Below are 22705 nucleotides of genomic sequence, written 5' to 3' on the forward strand. Positions count from 1 at the left end.
GAACTGACCTGTCTGAATCTAAGCAAACGGCGTGCCACAGTGCCGGAGGGCATAGCAACAAAGCCGTAACAACGCTGAAACTCAGACTGCGCTTTTATGGCAAAATTGCCTATCCTGATGCGCGAGAATTGCGTGCAGCATCAAAGATATTGTTTGCCCGAATGCATTCGGAGACCAATACTGTCGGGTCCCGCTGAAATGGAAAACAACATGAAAACCTCGGGTACCAACCTTGAACATGCGCGGGCGCACAACCGGCGTGTGGTGATTGAAGCTATTCGTCTGCACGGTGAACTGACCCGTGCCGAACTGGCCCGCATGACGGCGCTGACGCCGCAGACCGTCTCGAATATCGTGGCGGAACTGGAGCAGGCCGAACTGCTGACCAGCCGCCAGCCGCGCCGCAGCGGGCGTGGTCAGCCCTCAATTCCGGTTACGCTCAATCCCACCAGTGCCTGGTCGATCGGCATCCATCTTGATCACCAGACGCTGCTGCTGGTTCTGGTCGATCTCAGCGGCGAAGTGCGTTTCCGCCGCCTCGTTCTGGTGCAAAAGCCTCAGCCTGCTGCCACCCTGGCGTGCATTGCCAGCGTGCTGGAGGAGATGCGCGCCTTCCTGGGTACTCAGTGGCAGAAAGTGCTGGGGATTGGCGTGGTGATGCCTGGGCCTTTTGGTGTGGAGGGCATTTCATCAGTGGGGCCGACCACGCTGAACGGCTGGGAGCAGGTCGATATCGAGGCTGAACTCGCCACCATTAGCGGTCTGCCGGTGACGCTGGAAAATGATGCTACGGTCGCCGCCATAGGCGAACGCTTTCACGGCACAGCGCGCCACCTGAACTCCTTTATCTATCTCTATATCGGCACCGGCCTGGGCGCGGGGATCTTCACCGATGGTCATATCTATACCGGCCACGCTCATAATGCGGGCGAAATCGGACACATTGTGGTCGAGCCGGGCGGTCGCGACTGCTACTGCGGAAATCAGGGCTGCCTCGAGCGCTACGTCTCGCTGCAGGCCGCTTATGAATTCTGCGGTCTCGATCCAATGCGGGCGCTGCCCGAAGATCTGTTACAGATTGAACCCGCGCGTTTTACCGCATGGATTGAGAATGTGACGACGCCGTTACGTCAGGCAATCAATATTCTGGAGTCGGTGTTTGATGCTGAGGCGGTAATTATTGGCGGGATGATGCCTGCGCCGTTGCTGGAGCAGATGGTGCAGCGATTGCCGCCGCTTTATCAGTCGGTGCGCGGACGCTATCTTAACGATATGCGACTAAAAATTGGCATGACCGGCAGCGATACAGCCGCTCTCGGCGCCGCCGCTTTACCGATTTTCGATGAATTTAATCCGAAGTTTCAGGTGCTGATGAAGTAGGCAGGGAAAAGGGCGCTGCTGCAGGCAACAGCGCCACAGGCATTAACCCGGGTAGATACCGCGATCTTTACGCGCCATCAGAATACGCTCACAGGCCACGATATAGGCCGCGGTGCGCAGCGAGCAATCTTTCTCCTTCGACTTTTCCCAGACGTGTACCATCGCTTCCGTCATGATCTTGTCTGAGCGACGATTGATCTCATCTTCGCTCCAGAAGAAGCTGGCCATGTCCTGAACCCACTCGAAGTAGCTGACGGTCACGCCACCGGCATTACAGACCACGTCCGGCACCACGATAATGCCGCGGGTGGCCAGCATGTCATCGGCATCCGGATAGGTCGGGCCGTTTGCGCCTTCCAGCACGATTTTGCAACTCAGGACTTCAGCACGCTCACGGGTAATCTGACCTTCCAGTGCCGCCGGGATCAGAATATCCATCCCTGTGGTCCAGAACGCCTCTTTATCAATGCTCTGCGCACCAGGGAAACCGGCAATCTGCTTATTGGCGATCTGCCATTCGGTCAGGGCAGCCATGTTGATGCCATCGGCATTAAACAGCGTCGCGGTGTGATCCTGAATCACTACCACACGAGCACCCGCCTCATCAAACAGGCGTGCCGCTTCGCTGCCGACGTTACCGAAACCCTGGACCGCAACGCGTGCGCCTTCAATTTCAATACCTGCACGGCGTGCCACTTCGCGTCCGGTAATAAACACGCCGCGACCGGTGGCTTTTTCACGCCCCAGTGAACCGCCCAGATGAATCGGTTTGCCCGTGACAACGCCGGTAATCGTTGTGCCGTGGTTCATGGAGTAGGTATCCATCATCCACGCCATCACTTTGCTGTTGGTCCCGACGTCTGGCGCAGGAATATCTTTTTGCGGCCCGATGATGATGCCGATCTCGCTGGTGTAACGGCGGGTCAGTCGCTCAAGTTCACCGTCGGACAGTTTGAACGGATCAACGCGGATACCGCCCTTAGCGCCGCCATAAGGCAGGTTAACCGCCGCACATTTGATGGTCATCCATGCGGAGAGCGCCATCACTTCATTAAGGTCGACATCCGGATGGTAGCGAATACCGCCTTTTCCTGGGCCGCGCGAAAGGTTGTGCTGAACGCGATAGCCTTCGAAATGGCGAATTGAGCCATCATCCATCTGGAGAGGAATATCAACAATCAACGCACGTTTTGGATGACGCAAAGTATCTATCCAACGTGAAAGATCGCCCAGATAGGGCGCAACCCGGTCGATTTGCTGTAAATAGGTGGACCAGGCAGATGTGCTGCTTTCAGACGCATAAGATAACTTATCCATAAAAAACCTTTCTTAATGAAGTTATTTATTGTGTGGAGCCGTGGATTGAGAGCGCATTGCATTGCGCCGACATAATCTAACACTACTGAAACAAATAAGATGTGGCATCAGCCATGCCACATCGCTGTAATGCCCTGTTTTGGGGCAGGGTGAGTGAATAGATTAGTATTGCTGACCCCTTACAGACGAATAAAGATGCGCGTGGAGTGCGTATTTTCTGCATAGGACAGGAAATATCGCTATCTTTCAAATCTTTGAGGGCGTTCAAAAAGTTAAATAATTGATCGTAACCATGTTGACTTTGCTGCACCAATTAAGTGCATGAGAATAAGTAATCAAAGGATTACATAAAGTAATGGATTGAACGTTAATAGCGCAGGCTAATCAGGTATTTAGAAAGGAGAGAGGGTCAGGGCTGGGGAAGGGAGAATAACGGGCCAGCGCAGTGGCTGGCCAGAATGAGTTTTACTGATGCAGAGCCTGCTCGGCTTCTTTCAGTTCCTGGCGAGCGTCAGCCAGTTTATCTTCGCGCTTCTGGATCTTGCTGGCGCTGCGGCCTTCAGCTTTCGCTTTAGCCAGTTCCTGTTCGCGTTCCTGTACCTTCAACTTTTTCTCTGCCACTTTTTCCTGACGCTGCTTTAACAGACTGCTTTCGGTACAGTTCTGATTTACTTCGCTCAGCGCTTTTTCAAGGCCGGCAACCTGATGGGTATTATTGTGCTGGCGGGCAAAAGAGAGCTGGGTCTCAATCTCCTGCTTTTTGGCTGCACAACCGGTCAGGTCAGAGGCCGCGTGAGCAGCAGTAAAAGTGAGTGGTAACAGGAGAAGGCTGAAGGTCAGTAAGGTCTTTTTCATCTTAGTCTCGTCAATGAGTCAGGGTTGTGGCACCAGTATACGGAACCACCTTAAGAGATTCTTAACGAAAAAAATTATTTACTGGCGCGGAAAAACAGGGGTAAAGAAGGCGCTGCCTGCTGTCAGGCAGCGCTGGAGGCGTTGGATTGGGCAAATTGCAGGTTACAATCAGGTCCACTGAGCATTACCGGATGGCCATCCAGACTCTGCTGTTCAAAATAGTCCTGCATCTGCTGGCTGATGCCGGCACCACACCACATCACATGATGCTGATGGAGGTCGGTTTTAACGGCTGGCAGCCCGGTTGCACGCGAGTCAACCTCGACATTAAAGCCCATCGCAGTAAGACGAATGGCTTCAAGCCAGATTTCGGTTTTATCAAGTACGCTCACCGCTTCCAGAAACAGAGGAATAGAAGATTCGTTTCGCGATGAGGCGCGCATGACTTTATCCGCCTGCTGCTGCACGGTTTGCTCAAAACGGTTGAGGCGACGTGACGCTCCCCGACGGAGATCGGCGTAAAGCCAGGCGCTCAGTGGCCGCAGCAGATTAATGACGAAATCATCACCGCTATAGTGGCTGGACATCGTGTGCATCTGGCGTGAAAGCGACAGCGGTGTGCCAAATTCCAGTTGCCAGAGCAGGTCGCCTTTGCGCGCCGCCCAGCCATAGGTGGTGACCGTCGAAGCAGCCTGCTGACCTTGCCAGATTTCGTCGAGCGTCGCGCCAGTGGCTGTTAAGCCAACCAGGGTCTGGATTTCACTGAGGTGATGATCACTCCAGCGTTCCTGATACTGCTGCGGCGTCAGTAATCCCTGCTTCATCCAGCTCTTCAGGTTAGCGGGATGGGTGCCGGTTATGGCGCAAACAGTATCGGTGGTATAAGAATGCATATCGTGCCCTCTGTAGAGGGGAAGGCCGCCGGGATTAACCGGGGATGAACCACCACTATGAACCTTATAACAGCCAATTAACAGAGGCAGAGTTAAGGCAAATCGGCGCTATGTGCCTGTGACGCTACGCTTATTCGTTGTTATTCTCCGATTAAATTTATGCTGATCAGCAGGTTAAAAGCGCTGCGATCAGGCAATAAAAATACTGTTTATTTATTCAGTAAATATTCTTTACGCAAATATACCGGGAAATCGGTACTTTTAAGCCTCTTTTAAGAGCATGCCGACTCTTATCCCCCTTACATCCTCCCGCTAAATCGCTAAAATAGCGGGTTCTGATGATCAGGAGAAAGAGTGTCCAATGCGTTATCGTTTTAGTCTCGCCGTTGTAACGGTTGCTGCTGTACTGACTGGCTGTGCAAAACATGCCGCCAGCGATGCGCCAGATGAATTTGCTGCTGGCCCAACGCAGATTGATGTCTCACACATCAAGACCCGCGCAGATGATGGCTCCAGTGTATTCCTGACTGTAGATGGTAAAGACGCCGGCAGATTGCCTAACGGCGAAAGCATGCTGCTGCATGTTCCGGCCGGAAAACACCAGGTCGGTGGCTATGTACCCACTCTGTTTGGTATGGGTCGGGTGACCATTGCACCGGTAGAAGTGACCACGTCACCGGAAGATGTTAAAAAAGTGGCTTATACGGTCACACGCAACAAAGCGACCTTTGTTGAGAACAAGGACGAGCAGGGCTGAGTGGATGACGGCGGAGAGCTGCGCTCTCCGCTGGAAGGGCTGGCACTATAATCCCAGTTCGCTCAGTGAAGGATGGTCGTCAGGGCGTCGGCCCTGCGGCCAGTGAAACAGCCGCTGTTCTTCACTGATTTTCAGATCATTGATGCTGGCATAACGCTGCTGCATTAAACCTTGCTCATCAAAGGCCCAGTTCTCGTTGCCATATGAGCGATACCACTGCCGTTGCTCGTCATGCCATTCATAGGCGAACCGCACCGCAATCCGGTTCTGGTCAAAACTCCACAACTCTTTAATCAGCCGATACTGCTGCTCCCGCTGCCATTTTTGCTGCAGGAAGGCAATGATTTCTGCCCGGCCGGTCAGAAAGGTATCGCGATTGCGCCATTTACTGTCCGCTGAATAGGCCAGAGCGACTCGCTCCGCATCCCGGCTGTTCCAGCCATCCTCAGCCAGCCGGACTTTTTCAATCGCCTGTGCAGCCAGGGTAAATGGCGGTAGAGGCGGACGTGTATTTTCCAACTTTCTCTCCTTAACAGCGCAGGCAAACGCATTGTCAGCATTCGTTACAGTCGTATCAGAGTTCCAGGGCGTGAATCTGGCAGACGGCACGCGCCGCTTCCTGACCTTTTTTCACGAAATGCTGAGTATAGAAGTCGATAAACTCGGCCGATGGCTGGAAATTGTGCGGCGTGAGTGACACCGAGAAGACGGGCACATTGGTTGCCAGCTGTGCCTGCATCAGACCACTTACCACAGCCTGCGCGACGAAATCATGGCGATAGATGCCGCCATCCACCACCAGTGCTGCACAGACAATCGCATCGTAGTTGCCGGTCTGCGCCAGGCGTTGCGCCAGCAGCGGCATTTCAAAAGCGCCCGGAACATCCCATGTCTTAATCTCATATGAGGTACCGCGGCTTTCCAGTTCCTGTTCGAATCCTGTCAGAACCTGAGAAACGATTTCGCTGTGCCAGTTAGCTTTAATAAAGGCGACTTTCAACGGCTGCATGACTTACTCCAGTAAAAGGTGACATTCAGTGGTAACGGGCCAGATTTCGCCCCTGCACCCCGAATCAAAATAGTGAGCCCGGCAGGCCAGTAACCTGCTGACAGCCTTCACTATACTGTAATGTAAAGAGTCTGTGTCCATCATTGTGATTATATGTAAATAACTTAGCGATGGATTACCTGCTTATGCTGCCGCAAAAGCCCGCAACGCCTCCTGCAAGGCATTCAGCACGCACTCTTCAGCCCGCCAAACCGCCTCACACCCTGTTGTTTGCGTAACAGCTTCCAGTTACGTTATTGCTAAAATAAAATACTGGATATTTGAACAGGTGTTTGTATAATTAATCGACTGCCCGCCGGGTATTGGTAGCGTTAGCGAGGGGTGAACCCATGATGATTTCAACTGAAAGCCTCAAATCTCTGGAACAATCGGTCACAATGAGCAGTCGTGAACTGGCTCAGATGACCGGTATTACACACGGAGAAGTGAAGCGGTTAATCAAAAGTCTGGAGACGGCTCAGCGTCTCTCCCAGCCGCTCAGCGTGAATGAGTATGAGCGGGAAGGGGAAGTGCGTCAGGAGTACCGTCTGTGCAAGCGTGACTCGCTGCTGGCCGTGGCACGCCTGTCGCCAGGCTTCACTGCAGAAGTGCTGGATCGCTGGCAGGACCGTGAGAAGACGACCCATCTGCCTGACTTTACCAATCCGGCTGAAGCCGCTCGCGCCTGGGCTGAGCAGTTTGAACAGCGTCAGGCGGCGGAGCAGCAACTGGCTCTCTCGGCACCCAAGGCGGCGTTCTTTGATAACTTCGTTGAGGTTGATGACTCGCTGGGCTTTCGGCAGCTCTGCAAAATGCTGAAAGTGAAAGAACCGGAGTTTCGCCAGTTTCTGCTGGAGCGCAACATCATGTATCGCGCAAAAGGCACCCTGACGCCGCAGCACTACCATATGCAGGCCGGCTACTTTACGCTGCATACCGGCACGGGCGAAAATCAGCACGCTTTCTCTCAGGCACGTTTTACGTCTAAAGGGGTGAAATGGGTCGCCAGTCTGTGGGCAGGGCACCTCTCTGCTCAGCCAAAAGGCGCAGCTGCGTAACCGTTCCTGTGATCTTGCGGGCTGGCGCGGATGTATAAGTGCTGGCAGATGTGCAGGTAGTAGATGTGCCTGTAAAAGTGCAGATATAAAATAAGGCCGCAACAGAGTGCGGCCTTTTTGGATCGTTAATGATCGATTATCGGGCAACTCACCAGCCTTTAATCGCATCACCCTTGTAAACTTCTTCGGCTTTGGCCGCCACCTCCGGTGACTGCAGCGCTGACTTCAGCTTCTGAATTTTATCGCTGTCTTTATTATCTTCACGTGATACCAGCGCATTGACGTAAGGCGATGAGGCACTTTCCATAAATAAGCCATCGCGGTGCGCTGATAATCCAGCCTGAGCCGAGAAATTAGTATTAATGATCGACAGGGTCACGTTGGGATCGTCTAAGGTGCGGGTCAGCTGTGGGGTATCCACTTCAACCAGCTTCAGGTTTTTTGGATTTTCGATGATATCCAGTGAGGTCGGTAAATACCCCACATCCGGTTTGAGTTTAATCAGACCCTGCGCCTGCAGCAGCAGCAGGCTGCGTCCCAGCGTGGTGGCTTCGTTAGAGATGGTGATAGTGGCACCATTCTGCAGCTCACTGATGTTCTTGATTTTGTGCGAATAGGCAGCAATCGGGAAGACGAACGTTTTACCCACTACCGCAAACTTATAGCCGCGCTCTTTAGACTGTGATTCCAGATAAGGCAGGCTCTGGAAAGCGTTAGCATCAACTTCTTTGTTATTCAGCGCTTCATTTGGCAGCACATAGTCATTGAAGTTAAGCACTTCGACATCCAGCTTGTATTTATCTTTCGCCACCTGCTTTACCACCTGCCAGATTGCTTCATCAGGCCCGGTATTAATCGCTACTTTAACTTTGTTATCGTCATCTTTTGAGCAGGCGGATAATAGTAGAACAGAACTGGCGAGTAATGCCGTAAACAGACCTTTCATTATCAGAAATCCCTCAGGTGGTTGATGGCTTCAAAGATAATACAGAACTCACAGGTTGCGTACTGACTGAGGAATATATCTTATAACCACAACGCGAATATTGAACATTAATTAATCAGCAATTCAGCCAGTCCGCTAATGGCCGGTTTTCATCCTTTTGTTCGCTGGCGGAAAATTCCTGTTAACAGGCTTATTAAAACGCAGGCGGGCATCAACACAGTTTTCTTCTAAGCTTACTTATCGGTCACTACTGGCATTCTATTGATTATTAACAGGGATTAACCATGTCGAAGCAAGATAACGGGATTAACGCGGTTGAAGTAATGCGCAGCAGCCAGGCCTGGAACGGTGACGTTCTCGAGGCCTATCCCACCGGCGAACCTGAGCTGACCGTTATGCGGCTCTCGCTACCTGCCCATACGTCATTGCCCTGGCATACCCATCCAATGCCGAATGCGGCGTTTATTCTTTCCGGCACCCTGATTGTTGAGGATAAAGAGAGCGGCGAACAGCGCACCTTCCATGCGGGTGAAGCCCTCAATGAGACGGTCAACAGTGCGCATCGCGGTTACACACTGGATGAGCCAGCCGAACTGGTGATTACCTATGCCGGTGTAAAGGGGCAGGAACTGACCGAGCCACTGCCGGGCGAGCCGGAAGAGTTTTAAACGCACTTACTTCATGACGCACCACGGTAGTGTCGCCCGCTGCCGTTTAAAAACCCTGCTCAGACTTGATTCGGATCAGTAAAGGGTGCGCCTGCACAGACCAGGATTAAACGCTCTCTGCTTCATCCACACCAATTAAAAAGGAATTTTCATGGATAAGAATGTTGCTCTGCTGCTTGCCCCTGGCTTTGAAGAAGCTGAGGCTATTATCACTCTCGACATCCTCTCACGCCTGGGCGTTCAGGTTACAACCCTGGCCTGTCAGCCCTATCGCGAAGTGAACAGTTATCATCATGTGAAGGTTGTCGCCGATGAGCTGCTGGAGGCGAATCGGGAGCGATTATTTGATGCGGTGATTGTGCCGGGTGGTCCTGACGGCAGCAAAAATCTGGCGGCAAATGCGGCAGTGATAGATTTTATTCGCCGCCATGATGAGGCGGGCCGCCTGGTCTGCCCAATCTGCTCCGCAGCGGCCAGAGTGCTGGCGCCACAGGGTCTTTTAAGGGGGCGTCGCTATGTCAGTTCTGGGACGTCATCAGAAGGTGTCACCGATGGCGTTTACGTTAATGCCTCGGTAGTGAAAGATGGCAATTTGCTGAGTGGACAGGATCTGGGCGCGGCGTTTGATTTCGCCTTCGCGATCGCTTTTATCCTGACTGGCGAGGCTGATAGTGCTACCGAGCAGGCTGAACATATCAGTCACAAGCTTAAGGTGGATTTCGCTAAGCTTTAATGAGCTGTTTTTCGCGCCCTTAAAGCGACATGCTGACAGGGCGCAAAGTCATCCGCGACAGAAAAGGCATTTACTCCCCGCCAAACCCCGCTTCCCGCAGTACCTTTTTTGCCTGCTCCGATTCTAAAAAATCCGCCAGCCGACGCGCCTCTGGCGTAATGACTGCACAGGCGTAGCGCGCAACAGGATTGAAAACCGCAGGAATATCAACGACTGTCAGCCCGGCAATCTGACTCAGGGCCGCCCGATAGCTGGCATAACCGATAAACAGATCCGCCTGATCCTCCAGGATAATCCATTCTGCCGCCAGCCTGCCTGCGGGAATGGGTGCAGAGTCACGCCCACCCACCAGTGCCTTTGCACGCTGGCGCACCGCTTCACCGGCTTTGCCCATCCGGGTGAAAAGGGCCTGCGCATAGTCGCCAGAGGGATCGGCTGTGGGTGTAGAGGTTGCGATCCGCAGTGTGTCGCGGGTGAGTAGCTGATACCAGTCGTCTCCCACCTGTAGCCGATCGCTGCGAACCGTGATGCAGAGTTTATTAGTCGTGAACGGTATGACTGCCAGCGCTCGCCCAGCGTTCAGCAATTTTTGCGGATGCTCCTCACTGGCTGAAGCAAAGAGATCGCAGGGCTCACCGGCTTCAATCCGTTCGCGAAGCAGACCGGCGGGGCCAAACCGGGTTTCAACTGGCTCAGGAAAGTACGCCATCAGCGCGGGCCAGACCGCTTTCAGGCTGCCCGCCGCCAGTACGCGCATCACTCTGTTCCCTGATAAGCGGTGCGATAGAAGCGCTGATACCACTTATTGGCCAGCTTATTCATGTCCACATCCTGAAATTTCTGCGGATAGAGTTTTTTCGCCATCCACAATTCGCCAATCCCCATCGCTTCCGGCATTGGATAACCCCATGCTTTGGCGTAGTCCGGCATCAGCCAGACGCGATGATTTTTTACCGCGTCGATAGCCTGCCACTGTGGTGAACTATTGATTTCATTCACGACTGAGGGATAACGGTCCTGCACAAAAATCACCTGTGGATCCCAGGCGACGACCTGCTCCATCGACACGGTTTTAAATCCCTTTACGGTCGCTGCGGCGACATTGACCGCGCCCGCATGCAGCATCATCAGGCCGGTATATTTCCCTGAACCGTAGGTGGTCAGTTCCGGGTTCGCCATATAGGCGCGAATGCGTTTTTCCGCCGGAACATCCTTCAGGCGGTCGCTGACGATTTTGCGGCCCTCATCGATGGCCGTAATCAGCGCTTTTGCTTCTGCCGGTTTATTGATGATCTCGCCGATAAGCGTAATCCCTTCACGCAGTCCTTTGTCATAGGCCATTTCCTCGTCGCGGATAGAGGGGTTCATTTTTGCCTTTTCACCCGGCTCGTCATGACGCAGTGAGATAGCCACCACCGGAATGCCCAGCGCGGTAATGCTGTCGATCATCTCATGCGGCGCATAGTTGGTCACAAACACCACCTGCGGATGCAGCGCCACCAGTTTTTCGGGATCAACATGCGTCAGATCCCCCAGTGTCGCTTTCTGGTTCAGCTCAGGAACCAGGCGGGCATAGCTGTCGCCAAGTTGCTGCTTCCAGTTCGCCATCACACCAACGATTTTATCGGTCGCGTTCATCTGCACCAGCAGGTTCAGCGTCTGATGCTGAAGCACCACAATACGATCAACACGGTCAGGAATCGTGACCTGGCGGCCTGTCTGATCGGTTATCTGGCGCGATGCCTGGGAAGAGAGCGGAAGGAGTATCAGTAAACCGAGTGTGCATGCCTGCCAGAAACGCTTCATTAACTATCCTCAAAATTCGTTATGCAGTGGATTATATAGCGATAAGTGATGGGCGTCACGGTCCGGGTCTGCATTCCGGTATAGATGTTCAGTACGAAAAGAGACTGACTGAGGGTTCTGATATCTCTTGCCTGTCCGGCACTGATAATGTGCAACGCTCGTTACTGACTCACCATCACGGTGCCTTCTTGATTTTTCTCCTTCTATTTATCTGATTTATCATGATTTAATTTCTGGCACGCCATTTGCTGAAGTCTGAACAGTAAGCAGCGTTCGACCCAATTGATAGCAAATAGCTGGCTAGGGTTCCGGTTCACGCAGGTGAATGTCTGGTCCGAGAGCTGGCGACCTCTGCGAGGTTACACGGCGGGACAAAAGCCCGGGAGACAGCGGCACCAAATGGTGTCTTGCGCTGCTCCCGTTTTTTTTGTGCCAACCAGAGGTCAACCATGAAGAAATCACCCCTCCTGACGCTTATTCTGTCGCTGACGCTGCTGGTCAGCGCGCCATCTTTCGCCGCGGTCAAAAAAGAGTTCAATATCTGCTGGACCATCTATGCGGGCTGGATGCCCTGGGGCACCATCAGCAACGAGAAAATCATCGATAAATGGGCCAGCAAATACGGCATCAAAATTCATATCACCCAGCTCAATGACTATATTGAGTCGATCAACCAGTACACCGCGGGTCAGTTCGACGGCTGCACCATGACCAACATGGATGCGCTGACCATTCCTGCGGCGGGCGGCATTGATTCCACAGCGCTGATCACCGGCAGCTTCTCCGATGGTAATGACGGAGTGGTGCTGAAAGGCGTAAACAAAAAACTCAGCGACCTGAAAGGGATGTCTGTCTATCTTCCTGCGCTGTCGGTTTCGCACTACCTGCTGGTTCGCGGTCTTGAGAAGGCCGGTTTACAGGAAAAAGACGTTAAGGTCGTGAACACCTCCGATGCCGATATCGTCTCCGCCTTTGGTACCAGCGGCGTGCAGGCGGCGGTTGCCTGGAATCCGCAGCTTTCAGTGATCAAGAAAACCCCGCAAACCACAGAAGTATTCCGCTCTTCGGCCGTACCGGGCGAACTGATTGACATGATGGTGGTGAATACAGAGACCCTGAAAGATAACCCCGCGCTGGGTAAGGCACTGACCGGGGCCTGGTTTGAGATGATGGCGAAAATGCAGGCCGGAGATGCGCAGGCGCTGAGCGCGATGGCTGCCGATTCCGGTACTGACCTCGCCGGATACAAGGCGCAGCTGAAAACCACCCACCTGTTCTGGACCCCAGCCGAAACCCAGACATTTGTTTCTTCCCCCGATCTGGCGAAAACCATGCAACGCGTCGCCGCGTTCTCCTTTGATAAGGGATTACTGGGCGAGGGTGCACAAAGCGCTGACTTCATCGGCATGAGCTTCCCTGGCAACATCACCGTCGGTGATACAGCGAACATCAAACTGCGCTTTGACGACAGCTATCTGAAGATGGCCGCTGCGGGCAAGCTGTAATCACCGATCTCAGGAGTATTTGCCATGCGCCACATCAACCGCTATCCCCGGCAGGGAATGCGCCTGACGCTGATGCTATTACCTTTTGTATTGCTGATCGCCGTCTGGTTTATCAGTTCGGCGGTGCGTCTTGAAGCCAACCCACACGACAAGCTGCTGCCCGGCCTGTCACAGATGATCGCCGCTATTGATCGGATGGCCTTCACGCCGGACAAGCGCAGCGGTGAATATCTGCTGTGGGCGGATACGTGGATTAGCTTAAGCCGTCTGCTGACCGGCCTGGCTATCTCTTCACTGATTGGTCTCTGCATCGGTGTTGCTGCGGGCGTCTTCCCGATGAGTCGCGCGGCGCTGTCACCCTTTATGACCGTGGTGTCGATGATCCCGCCGCTGGCGCTCCTGCCGATGCTGTTTATCGTCTTCGGGCTGGATGAGCTGTCAAAAGTGATGCTGATTGTTATCGGGATTACGCCGATGCTGGCGCGCGACCTTGAACATCGGGCGCGGGAAATCCCCGCAGAGCTGTTTATCAAAGCACAAACTCTGGGGGCGAACAGCTGGACGGTGGTGCTGCGGGTTGTGCTGCCGCAGCTCTTGTCGCGGCTGATCACCTCGCTGCGGCTGTTGCTGGGATCCGCATGGCTCTTTCTGATCTCCGCCGAAGCCATTTCCGCAACCGCCGGACTGGGCTATCGCATTTTCCTGGTTCGTCGCTATATGGCGATGGATGTGATCATTCCCTATGTCATCTGGATAACGCTGCTGGCGTGGCTGATGGATCTCGCGCTGCGTCAATTGCACAAAGCCTGTTTCCCCTGGGCGGAAGGAGGCCGGGAATGAGTTTTATCGATATCAAAAATATCTGGCAGGAGTATGGCGACCACGTGGTGCTGGAACGCATCAATTTGCAGGTCAAAGAAGGTGAATTCTGCTCGCTGGTGGGCGCGTCCGGCTGTGGTAAGTCGACGTTTTTACGCCTGCTGCTGGGGCAGGAAAGGCCGACACGGGGAACAATCACGCTGGATGGCGAACAGCTGCGCGCGGAACCCGATCGCAGCCGTGGCGTGGTGTTTCAGCGTTATTCGGTTTTTCCTCATCTCAACGTACTGGATAACGTCACCATTGGCCTCGAGCTACCGGCTTCACCGTTTACTGGCCGGCTGTTTGGCACCCGAAAACGCCATGCCCGTGAGCAGGCAAAACAGATGCTGGAGAAAGTCGGGCTGGGCCATTCTCTCGATAAATATCCGGCGCAGCTTTCGGGCGGGATGCAGCAGCGGCTGGCGATTGCGCAGGCTTTTGTCATGCAGCCGCGCGTACTGCTGCTGGATGAGCCCTTCGGCGCGCTTGACCCCGGCATCCGCAAAGATATGCATGCGCTGCTGCTCCAGCTCTGGAGCGAAACCCGCATGACGGTGTTTATGGTCACTCACGACCTTGCCGAAGGCTTCAATCTTGGCACCCGGCTGCTGGTTTTCGACAAAGTGCGCATCGATCCTCAGGCCCCCAATGCCTGGGGCGCGCGTATCACTTACGACATCCCGCTTAATGAAACGCGGCTGTCGCAGCTGGCAACCGGCAGTAAAAACAACATTTATCCCTTCAAGGAGACCGCTCAATGACCGCACTTTTTCATTCAGCTCCGAGCCTGCGCGAAGAGCAGCTGCCTGGCGGAGGGCACACCTCGCTGATTTTGCGCAAAGGGCAAATCCTGCGCCTGACCGACATCGAGGGCGGCGCGAACGTCAGCATGATGATGCTCAATCCCCACGAGAAAAGTGAACGTCTGAATCTGCCGGATACCCTGAAAGGCCAGCATACGGCTCGCCTGACCACCGGGCACTGTTTCTACTCCGACATGGGACGCGTACTGGCCGCGATCGTGGCGGATAGCTGCGGCTGGCACGACCCGTTTGGCGGCGTTCTCAACGCGGCGGAAGCGCACGATAAGTATGGAGCCGGACGCTATCAGGAGCTGCGCAACGGCTTCTACCGCAACGGCACAGATAATCTGCTGGTTGAGATGGGCAAATGGGATCTGGGCCTGGAAGATCTGCTGATGGTCGTCAACTTTTTCAGCAAGGTCACGGTTGATGATAAGGGCCGCTTCCGGTTCAGCGCGGGCAACAGCCGCGCCGGCGATTTCACTGAACTGTACGCACCCATGGACGTGCTGATGGTGCTGACCGCGCTGCCACATCCGCAGGATCCCGCCGCTGACTATCTCCCGCGTCCGGTCCAGCTGAGCTGGTATCAGGCCGACGATATGCAGGCCGTCAGCGAAGCGATGGTCACGCGTGGTGAAAACCAGCGCGCGCTTCATAACACCCAACTTTTTGCCCTGTAAGGAGGCTGCGATGACCCTTATCAACTCTGATCGTCGTCCTGAAGATGCCGTCTATCGCCACGTGATACCGGCAGGCGAGCCGTGGCTGTTCGAAGTGAAAAAAGGGCAGACGCTGCGCCTGCTCGACCTCGAAGGGAATCAGGCAATTGATACCCTGTTCTATAACAGCGATAACCCGCGGGAACGCTACGATCCTCAGCGCACGCTGCGTCGTCAGGGAAACGTCTATCTGACCACCGGCAGCGTGCTCTATTCGAATCTCGGCAATCCGCTGCTGACTATCGTCGCCGACACCTGCGGTCGTCACGATACCCTGGGCGGAGCCTGCTCGCAGGAGAGCAACACCGTGCGCTATGCCCAGGATAAGCGCTACATGCACAGCTGTCGGGATAACTTTCTCTGCGCCTGCCTGCACGATGGCCGCCTTCACAAACGTGATATCGGTGCCAACATCAACTTTTTCATGAACGTTCCGGTCACGCCGGAAGGCGGTCTGACCTTTGAGGATGGGCTATCGGCGCCCGGCAAATACGTTGAGCTGGTAGCCGAATGCAATGTGATGGTGCTGATCTCCAACTGCCCGCAGCTGAATAACCCCTGTAACGGCTGGAACCCGACGCCCGCTGAAGTGCTGGTGTGGAACTGAGTCAGCGTTGCCATGGCGACAAGCGGGACTGAGTTTCTCAGCCTTTTGCGTCAGACCTCTCAACACACCACCGGCGCACGCCTGTTACGTGCCGGTCAGCCCCGGGGACGGCCCCAGGGAATATCGAATTTTGCGGGACGACCCGCATCCCTGAGAGTTCGCTTATGTTTGATACCTTACTGATTGCTAATCGCGGTGCTATCGCCTGTCGCATCCTGCGCACGCTGCATGTCATGCAGGTGAAAGGGGTCGCCGTTTACTCCGAAGCCGACCTGAGCAGTTTACATATCCGCGAGGCGGATGTGGCGCTAAGCCTTGGCGAAGGCCCGGCTGCACAAACCTATCTGGTGACGGAAAAGATCATCGCCGCCGCGCAGCAGAGCGGGGCGAAAGCGATTCATCCTGGCTACGGTTTCCTTTCGGAAAACGCCGCCTTTGCTGAGGCGTGCGAGGCTGCTGGTCTGATTTTTGTCGGCCCCACACCGCAGCAGTTGCGGACCTTTGGCCTGAAGCACACGGCCCGCGCGCTGGCGGAAGCCGAAGGGGTGCCGTTGCTGGAAGGCAGTGAACTGCTGGCGGATATCAGCGAAGCCCGCCGCGCCGCAGAGAGGGTCGGCTATCCGGTAATGCTCAAAAGCACCGCGGGCGGAGGTGGCATCGGTATGCGCGTCTGTCGTGATGCGAATGCGCTGTCAGAGGCGTTTGAAACGGTCCAGCGCCTCGGCCAGAACAACTTCAGCGATGCCGGGGTATTTCTCGAAAAATATATCGAACGCGCCCGTCATCTTGAAGTGCAGATTTTCGGTGACGGCAAGGGCGAGGTAATCGCGCTGGGCGTACGCGACTGCTCGGTACAGCGGCGTAACCAGAAAGTGATCGAAGAGACGCCAGCGCCGAATCTGCCCGCAGGTATGGCGGAGGCTTTATGCGCGGCGGCTATCGCGCTGGGAAAAGCGGTGAACTATCGCAGCGCCGGAACGGTTGAGTTTGTCTATGACAGCGTGGCGCAGCAGTTCTATTTCCTTGAAGTGAATACCCGTCTGCAGGTTGAACATGGCGTCACGGAGCAGGTGTGGGGCGTTGACCTGGTGCAGTGGATGATTGAGCTGGCAGCAGGCGATCTTCCTCCGCTTCATGCGTTAGCCGCCGCGCTGAATCCTCAGGGCCATGCCGTGCAGGCGCGAATTTATGCGGAAGATCCGGGGCGGCAGTTCCAGCCTTCGCCAGGGCTGTTAACCCAGGTCCTCTTTCCGGCAGCCGACGGTAAAACCCTGCGTATTGACCGCTGGGTGGAAGCGGGGTGCGAAGTCCCGCCATTCTTCGACCCGATGCTGGCAAAAGTTATCACCTGGCGCCCCACCCGCGAGGAAGCCATCGCCACCCTGTCACAGGCGCTGGCTGAGACCCGTTTCTATGGCGTAGAAACCAATCGTCTCTATCTGTTGCAGATTCTGGCCTTCTCGCCCTTCACGGCTGGCGAACCCTGGACCCGCTGCCTGGAGCAGCTCGCCTATCAGGCGGCAACGGTTGAAGTGGTGAGTGCCGGAACCCAGACCAGCGTTCAGGACTATCCTGGACGTCTGGGATACTGGGCGGTGGGCGTGCCGCCGTCGGGGCCGATGGATGATCGCGCACTGCGTCTGGGCAACCGTCTGCTGGGCAATGAGGAGGGTGACGCCGCGCTGGAAATCACCCTGAATGGACCCACCCTGAAATTTAACACTGAGATTCAGGCGGTGATCTCTGGCGCGCCGCTCACTGTCACACTGGATGGCGTCGGACAGTCAATGAATTCTGTTTTTACCATTCCGGCCGGGGCAACGCTGAAGCTGGGCGCGATAAGTGGCGCGGGCGTCAGAAGTTATCTCTGTCTGAGCGGCGGCATTCAGGTGCCGGACTATTTAGGCAGCAAAAGCACCTTCACCCTTGGTCAGTTTGGCGGACATGCCGGACGGGCACTGCGTAGCGGTGACGTGCTGCATCTCGCTCCGCGTTCTGCGAGCGCAACCGGAACGGAACTGCCCGTCGGACTGCAAACAGAGCTTGCCACGGTGCGCACGCTGCGCGTCATTTATGGTCCGCACGGTGCGCCTGAGTTTTTTGCGCCGGAGTATATCGAGACGTTTTTTGCCACAGAATGGGAAGTGCATTTTAACTCCAGCCGCACCGGCGTTCGCCTGATCGGGCCAAAGCCAATCTGGACCCGCGACAGCGGCGGTGAAGCAGGGCTGCACCCCTCAAACATCCATGACAACCCGTACGCGATCGGCGCGGTCGATTTTACCGGTGATATGCCGGTGATCCTGGGGCCGGATGGCCCGAGCCTTGGCGGGTTCGTCTGCCCGGTGACGGTAATCGAGGCTGACCTCTGGCAACTGGGACAGCTCAAAGCCGGTGACAAAGTGCAGTTTGTCGCGGTGGATATTCCTACCGCCCGCCGACTGGCAGAGGGCCGACGCACCGAGCTGACCACGCTCCAGCCACAGGAAACAGACTGGCAGCCTGCGCCGCTGATTTCTCCCATCGTGATGACCTGCGGCGCAGCGGATAAACGCCTGGTGGCGCGCCTCTCTGGTGATACGCATCTGCTGCTGGAGGCTGGCGAGCCGGAACTGGATCTGGTGTTACGTTTTCGCATTCATGCGTTGATGCAGGCGCTGGAAGCGCAATCCCGCAACGGTATTATTGATATCACGCCGGGGATCCGCTCGCTGCAAATCCACTTTCAGCCAGAGACGCTGACGCCCGACGTGCTGCTGATGTGGCTGCGCGGTGAGTGGGAGAGGGTCTGCATGAGTGATGACCTTCAGGTTCCCACACGCGTGGTGCATCTGCCGCTCTCCTGGGACGATCCGGCCTGTCAGAAGGCCATCGAAAAATATATGACCACCGTGCGGCAGGATGCGCCGTGGTGCCCGAGTAATCTTGAATTTATCCGCCGTATAAACGATCTGCCGGATGAGCAGGCTGTCTGGAACATGGTCTTTGAAGCCAGCTATCTGGTGATGGGGCTGGGCGATGTCTACCTCGGCGCGCCGGTCGCCACGCCGCTGGATCCCCGGCATCGGCTGGTGACGACAAAATATAATCCGGCCCGCACCTGGACGGCGGAAAACTCGGTTGGCATCGGCGGTGCCTATCTGTGTGTGTATGGCATGGAGGGGCCAGGCGGCTATCAGTTTGTCGGCCGCACGCTGCAGATGTGGAACCGGTATCATGAAGTCGCTGATTTTGGCGGTAAACCCTGGCTGCTACGCTTTTTCGATCAGATCCGCTTTTATCCGGTTTCAGCCAGTGAGCTGTTGCAGATTCGCCGCGATTTTCCCCTCGGTCGCTATCCGCTGCGCATCGAGCACAGCACGCTGCGGCTGGCGGAATATCAGGATTTCCTCGCCCGTGAAGCGCAGAGCATCGGTCTGTTTCGCGATCACCAGCAAACCGCGTTCAATGCGGAACGTGACCGCTGGATCGCCAGCGGGCAGGCCCATTTCGACAGCCAGGAAAGTGTGGCCGATGAAGGCGGCGACGCGCCGCTGCAACCGGGCGAGCAGGGGGTTGAAAGCCCGGTTTCCGGCAATTTATGGCAGGTGCAGGCGACGGCGGGCAGCCGGGTGCGGGAAGGCGATATTCTGGTGGTGCTGGAGTCGATGAAGATGGAGATCCCGCTTCTGGCGCCGTGCGACGGCATTGTTCAGCAGGTCAGCGTGCAGCCAGGCAGCGCTGTACGTGCAGGGCAATGCGTGGCGGTGATTGTTGAGGATAATGCGGAAGGATGATGACACCTGGTCACCTGGTGGCGCAGTGATAATCTGACCCTGCGCCCGCTGATGGTTCCAGACTGGCGGGCGCAGGCGAGTCCGATCACGGCGACGGGCTATCCGCAGTTCGCGCCCAGTTGGCTTAACCAGCTGATCATCGCCTCACTGCCTGGCTGGCTCAGGGTGCGTTGCGGCCAGACAAGGTAATAGGGTTTGCTCAGCGGCAGGCAAAGATCATCCACTACTACCAGATCGCCCCGTGCCAGTTCCGCCGCAATAAGGCGTCGCTGCCCCAGCAGCACACCAGCTCCCGCGACGGCCGCATCAATCGCCAGCGAGGTCAGATTAAAGCTGAACGCGGGCTGCGGCAGAGGTTCGTCCATGCCTTTAGCCTGAAACCAGCTTCGCCAGTCCGGCAGAAAACGGCCTTCATTACCCCAGTCGAGGTGGATCAGCGGCGCCTGGCTTAAGATCGTTTCCGGTGTAAAGCGATGTAACAGAGCAGGACTAGCCACCGGCAGCACGTCATCATGAAACAACTTCAGCTTATCTGACTGCGGGTAACGATCCTCACCAAAGCAGATCACAAAATCGGCGGGCATCGCGGTGAAATCGACCTGAGAATGCGTACCGTGTAACGAGAGATCGATATTCGGGCAATGGTCGCGCCAGCTCGCCAGCTGGGGCAACAGCCATTTGGACGCCAGCGCCGGCAATGTGTAAACCGTGAGTTTTGGCGCGCTGGCCGCATGGCGGATGTTTTGCTGACCGAGATGCAGAATATCAAACGCCTCAGTGACATAGCGCAGATACTCTTTGCCGGTTTCGGTCAGCATCACGCCGCTCTGCGTACGTAAAAACAGGGCACTGCCGAGTTGCTCCTCCAGCTGGCGAATATGCTGACTGACTGCCGCCGGGGTTAAGGCCAGTTGAGCGGCCGCTTTTGCCAGGCTGCCCAGTTCGGCAGCCACTTTAAATGACTGTATGACGCTGATCTTTGGCAACCTTGGCAATTGGGCAGGCATTAACTCTTCCTTATCAGGGTATTAAGTTTTTATCGTTACGCAGCGTTGCAGGCGACCGGTAGAGTAACATCACACCTGCTCATCATGAGAATTGTTGCTATGTCTGGTTCCCTTGTCCGTCTCGATCTTCATCCACTGGCCGATCATGGCTGGCGTCAACGTTGTCGTGAGCAGTTAAACCAGTCCGGCGCGCTGGTACTGCGTCAGTTTTTAAAACCACACGCTTTAGAGGCGATCATCGAAGAGGGCAATGCACAACGTCACCAGGCTTATCACACCCGCAGCATGCACAATGTCTATCTGATGAAACCTGATGACGCTTTCAGTGCTGAGCATCCGCGTAACAGGGATGTGATCAGCACCAAAGGCTGCATCACTGATGATGTTATCGCTGCCGACTCGCCGCTGCGTCAGCTTTATAATGATGAGCTGTTCAAACATTTCCTGTGCGATGTACTGGGTGAAAAAGCGCTCTATCCCTATGCTGACCCGCTTTCCTCGATCAACCTGCACTATGCATCACACGGCCAGGAGCTGGGCTGGCACTTCGACAACTCCTCATTTGCCATCACCTTACTGGTACAGAAACCGCTGGCGGGCGGCGTGTTTCAGTATGTGAAAGATCTGCGGGATGCCGATGCCGGTGAGATGAACTTTGCCGGTGTCGACGCAGTGCTGGAAGAACGCCAGACCGTTGACGCGCTGGAGATAGATGCCGGGGATCTGGTGCTGTTTCGCGGCCGTAATTCCCTGCACCGCGTGACCCCAACTGAAGGCGAGGTCACCCGGATGCTGGCCGTGCTGGCTTACAATACGCAGCCGGATATTGCGTTGTCCGAAACCGCGCGTATGACCTTTTACGGCAGACTATGACATCATGGCGTGTCTGCAAGGGCACGCCAGCCGCGCAGAAAGATTTGCTGCGTGCGGAAAGCCACCAATGCACGCCAGTCCGCATCTTCTGGCCAGAACCCCTCGACCAGTTGCTGCTTTATCACCTGGCCGCTCGCACTGGCAGGATCGCCATAGAGGTGCAGCCAGTGATCTTCACGCACCCGCTGATGCATATCCTGCCCATCGTAAGTCCCGCATTCCACCACCAGAGGCAAAATCCGGGTGTCAGCCAGCGATGTCAGCAGATAGTGCGACAGATAGCCTGTTGCCGTTGCTGTCACACCAGTTACGCTGTCACGTCCGGCGCCAGTAAACAATAAGGTCAGCCACTCACCGTAAATGGCTTTGCCCCACTCATGCGCCGGATAACGCTGCTCCGCAATAGATAGCAGCATCGGATGCCCCCATGCGCCAGCCCCGGTATGAAGGTCAAAGCTGATGATGGTTTTCGCTACAGAGAGATGCTGGTCAACGATCGCCGCCATCGTAAGGTGTGACCAGCAGGGCTTCTCACCGCCGAAAAAAAAGCCGTCAGCAAAACTATACTGTCCGGCTTCTGTGACACGTTTAACCGCCTGCCAGCCTGCGCCCTCGACTGCGTCGGCCAGTTGCCGATCGGCGCTGGCACGGTCGCCATGATAAATACCGTGCCACTGTGCATAATCCGGGTTAGCAGGAGGTGGCTGACTGAAATCGATAAAGTTACGGTTCAGATCAATATTGTCTTCGTTCACGCGCCGTAAATGCGCCGCGCCCCATGGATTGAGCAGATGAATCAGCAACAGCGCGGTATCAGCGGGCAACGCTTTTTCATCCAGGGTCTCGAGCCAGGCTATCTGGCAATCGGAACCATAATAGCCTTCAACGCCGTGAGTGCCGGAAACGACCAGCATCAGACGTGATGCGCTGGCCGGTCCTATCCGTGCCACGTCTGTATACAGAGCTTCTCCCAGAGGACCAGGCAGAGGATGCGGATAAGAGGTCGTCTCAGCACCTTTGCTCTGCGTCGCTGCCATAAAGCGCGCGCGCTGAACGTGGTATTCGGGCAACGCCATAGTCTTCATACTCC

Annotated in this window: 22 protein-coding genes and 1 riboswitch; of the genes, 12 read left to right on the forward strand and 10 right to left on the reverse strand. The window is 55.5% G+C overall.

Features of this window, described 5'->3' with window-relative positions; translation table 11 throughout:
• The first annotated feature begins 210 nt into the window (after window positions 1-210).
• Complete coding sequence (locus tag ACO6VX_RS10225) at window positions 211-1380, forward strand: ROK family transcriptional regulator (protein WP_010247093.1); 1170 nt, start codon at window positions 211-213, stop codon at window positions 1378-1380.
• A 42-nt stretch (window positions 1381-1422) separates the two neighbouring features.
• Here ACO6VX_RS10225 and ACO6VX_RS10230 read toward each other — a convergent pair whose 3' ends face one another.
• From ACO6VX_RS10230 to ACO6VX_RS10240, 3 genes are all read right to left on the reverse strand, one after another.
• Window positions 1423-2697 (reverse strand): Glu/Leu/Phe/Val family dehydrogenase, encoded by a 1275-nt coding sequence (locus ACO6VX_RS10230; RefSeq protein ID WP_010247095.1) that lies wholly within the window; start codon window positions 2695-2697, stop codon window positions 1423-1425.
• A gap of 465 nt (window positions 2698-3162) precedes the next feature.
• Entirely contained in the window at window positions 3163-3552 is a 390-nt protein-coding gene (locus ACO6VX_RS10235) for a DUF1090 domain-containing protein (protein ID WP_050679344.1), read from the reverse strand.
• 122 nt (window positions 3553-3674) lie between these two features.
• Window positions 3675-4445 carry a MerR family transcriptional regulator gene (locus ACO6VX_RS10240; RefSeq protein ID WP_064690786.1) on the reverse strand — a complete coding sequence of 257 codons (771 nt, stop codon included), beginning with the start codon at window positions 4443-4445 and terminating at the stop codon, window positions 3675-3677.
• 361 nt (window positions 4446-4806) lie between these two features.
• On the opposite strand from ACO6VX_RS10240, the gene ACO6VX_RS10245 reads away from it, so the two are divergent.
• Window positions 4807-5202: a hypothetical protein gene (locus ACO6VX_RS10245; protein WP_010247102.1), complete on the forward strand. Its 396-nt coding sequence runs from the start codon at window positions 4807-4809 to the stop codon at window positions 5200-5202.
• A gap of 45 nt (window positions 5203-5247) precedes the next feature.
• On the opposite strand, the gene ACO6VX_RS10250 is transcribed toward ACO6VX_RS10245, so the two are convergent.
• Both ACO6VX_RS10250 and ACO6VX_RS10255 read right to left on the reverse strand, forming a co-directional pair.
• The gene (locus ACO6VX_RS10250) at window positions 5248-5721 is read right to left on the reverse strand and encodes a DUF1348 family protein (RefSeq protein ID WP_010247104.1); all 474 of its coding nucleotides are present in this window, start codon (window positions 5719-5721) and stop codon (window positions 5248-5250) included.
• A gap of 55 nt (window positions 5722-5776) precedes the next feature.
• Window positions 5777-6211, reverse strand: coding sequence for a 6,7-dimethyl-8-ribityllumazine synthase (locus ACO6VX_RS10255; protein WP_010247107.1), 435 nt, complete (start codon window positions 6209-6211; stop codon window positions 5777-5779).
• Window positions 6212-6600: 389 nt separating this feature from the next.
• Between ACO6VX_RS10255 and ACO6VX_RS10260 the strand changes: the two genes are divergently transcribed.
• Window positions 6601-7308 (forward strand): phage antirepressor KilAC domain-containing protein, encoded by a 708-nt coding sequence (locus tag ACO6VX_RS10260; protein ID WP_010247108.1) that lies wholly within the window; start codon window positions 6601-6603, stop codon window positions 7306-7308.
• A gap of 148 nt (window positions 7309-7456) precedes the next feature.
• On the opposite strand, the gene ACO6VX_RS10265 is transcribed toward ACO6VX_RS10260, so the two are convergent.
• The gene (locus tag ACO6VX_RS10265; protein WP_010247110.1) at window positions 7457-8254 is read right to left on the reverse strand and encodes a MetQ/NlpA family ABC transporter substrate-binding protein; all 798 of its coding nucleotides are present in this window, start codon (window positions 8252-8254) and stop codon (window positions 7457-7459) included.
• A 284-nt stretch (window positions 8255-8538) separates the two neighbouring features.
• Here ACO6VX_RS10265 and ACO6VX_RS10270 point away from each other — a divergent pair, with 284 nt between their 5' ends.
• Entirely contained in the window at window positions 8539-8922 is a 384-nt protein-coding gene (locus ACO6VX_RS10270; protein ID WP_010247112.1) for a cupin domain-containing protein, read from the forward strand.
• Between the two features lie 151 nt (window positions 8923-9073).
• On the forward strand, window positions 9074-9655 hold the full coding sequence (locus ACO6VX_RS10275; RefSeq protein ID WP_089414774.1) for a DJ-1/PfpI family protein: 582 nt from the start codon (window positions 9074-9076) through the stop codon (window positions 9653-9655).
• A gap of 70 nt (window positions 9656-9725) precedes the next feature.
• Here the strand turns inward: ACO6VX_RS10275 and ACO6VX_RS10280 are convergent, their stop codons facing one another.
• Together ACO6VX_RS10280 and ACO6VX_RS10285 are read right to left on the reverse strand one after the other, a co-directional pair.
• Window positions 9726-10412, reverse strand: a complete 687-nt coding sequence (locus ACO6VX_RS10280; protein WP_089414775.1) for a molybdate ABC transporter substrate-binding protein — start codon at window positions 10410-10412, stop codon at window positions 9726-9728.
• On the reverse strand, window positions 10412-11461 hold the full coding sequence (locus ACO6VX_RS10285; RefSeq protein WP_422432088.1) for an ABC transporter substrate-binding protein: 1050 nt from the start codon (window positions 11459-11461) through the stop codon (window positions 10412-10414). The genes ACO6VX_RS10280 and ACO6VX_RS10285 overlap by 1 nt, the downstream gene beginning before the upstream one ends.
• Window positions 11462-11750: 289 nt before the next feature.
• A riboswitch (guanidine-I (ykkC/yxkD leader) is annotated at window positions 11751-11849 on the forward strand.
• A 61-nt stretch (window positions 11850-11910) separates the two neighbouring features.
• Between ACO6VX_RS10285 and ACO6VX_RS10290 the strand changes: the two genes are divergently transcribed.
• From ACO6VX_RS10290 to uca, 6 genes are all read left to right on the forward strand, one after another.
• Window positions 11911-12966, forward strand: coding sequence for a putative urea ABC transporter substrate-binding protein (locus ACO6VX_RS10290; RefSeq protein WP_422432090.1), 1056 nt, complete (start codon window positions 11911-11913; stop codon window positions 12964-12966).
• A 24-nt stretch (window positions 12967-12990) separates the two neighbouring features.
• Window positions 12991-13806, forward strand: coding sequence for an ABC transporter permease (locus ACO6VX_RS10295; RefSeq protein WP_010247123.1), 816 nt, complete (start codon window positions 12991-12993; stop codon window positions 13804-13806).
• Window positions 13803-14588 (forward strand): ABC transporter ATP-binding protein, encoded by a 786-nt coding sequence (locus ACO6VX_RS10300; protein WP_064690780.1) that lies wholly within the window; start codon window positions 13803-13805, stop codon window positions 14586-14588. Before ACO6VX_RS10295 ends, ACO6VX_RS10300 begins: the two co-directional genes overlap by 4 nt.
• Window positions 14585-15313 (forward strand): urea amidolyase associated protein UAAP1, encoded by a 729-nt coding sequence (locus ACO6VX_RS10305; RefSeq protein WP_256843843.1) that lies wholly within the window; start codon window positions 14585-14587, stop codon window positions 15311-15313. The genes ACO6VX_RS10300 and ACO6VX_RS10305 overlap by 4 nt, the downstream gene beginning before the upstream one ends.
• 10 nt (window positions 15314-15323) lie before the next feature.
• Window positions 15324-15959 carry an urea amidolyase associated protein UAAP2 gene (locus ACO6VX_RS10310; protein WP_010670353.1) on the forward strand — a complete coding sequence of 212 codons (636 nt, stop codon included), beginning with the start codon at window positions 15324-15326 and terminating at the stop codon, window positions 15957-15959.
• 164 nt (window positions 15960-16123) lie between these two features.
• A complete protein-coding gene (gene uca, locus ACO6VX_RS10315; RefSeq protein WP_422432094.1) occupies window positions 16124-19735 on the forward strand; it encodes an urea carboxylase in 3612 nt (1203 codons plus the stop codon).
• Window positions 19736-19833: 98 nt separating this feature from the next.
• Here uca and ACO6VX_RS10320 read toward each other — a convergent pair whose 3' ends face one another.
• Entirely contained in the window at window positions 19834-20742 is a 909-nt protein-coding gene (locus ACO6VX_RS10320) for a LysR substrate-binding domain-containing protein (RefSeq protein ID WP_422432096.1), read from the reverse strand.
• Window positions 20743-20841: 99 nt separating this feature from the next.
• Between ACO6VX_RS10320 and ACO6VX_RS10325 the strand changes: the two genes are divergently transcribed.
• Window positions 20842-21615, forward strand: a complete 774-nt coding sequence (locus ACO6VX_RS10325) for a HalD/BesD family halogenase (RefSeq protein WP_033780229.1) — start codon at window positions 20842-20844, stop codon at window positions 21613-21615.
• Between the two features lie 2 nt (window positions 21616-21617).
• Here the strand turns inward: ACO6VX_RS10325 and ACO6VX_RS10330 are convergent, their stop codons facing one another.
• Window positions 21618-22691: a DUF2817 domain-containing protein gene (locus tag ACO6VX_RS10330; RefSeq protein WP_422432098.1), complete on the reverse strand. Its 1074-nt coding sequence runs from the start codon at window positions 22689-22691 to the stop codon at window positions 21618-21620.
• Window positions 22692-22705 lie beyond the last annotated feature (14 nt).

Source organism: Pantoea sp. BJFS-204 (assembly GCF_049310725.1).
GTDB classification, from domain to species: Bacteria; Pseudomonadota; Gammaproteobacteria; order Enterobacterales; family Enterobacteriaceae; genus Pantoea; species Pantoea agglomerans.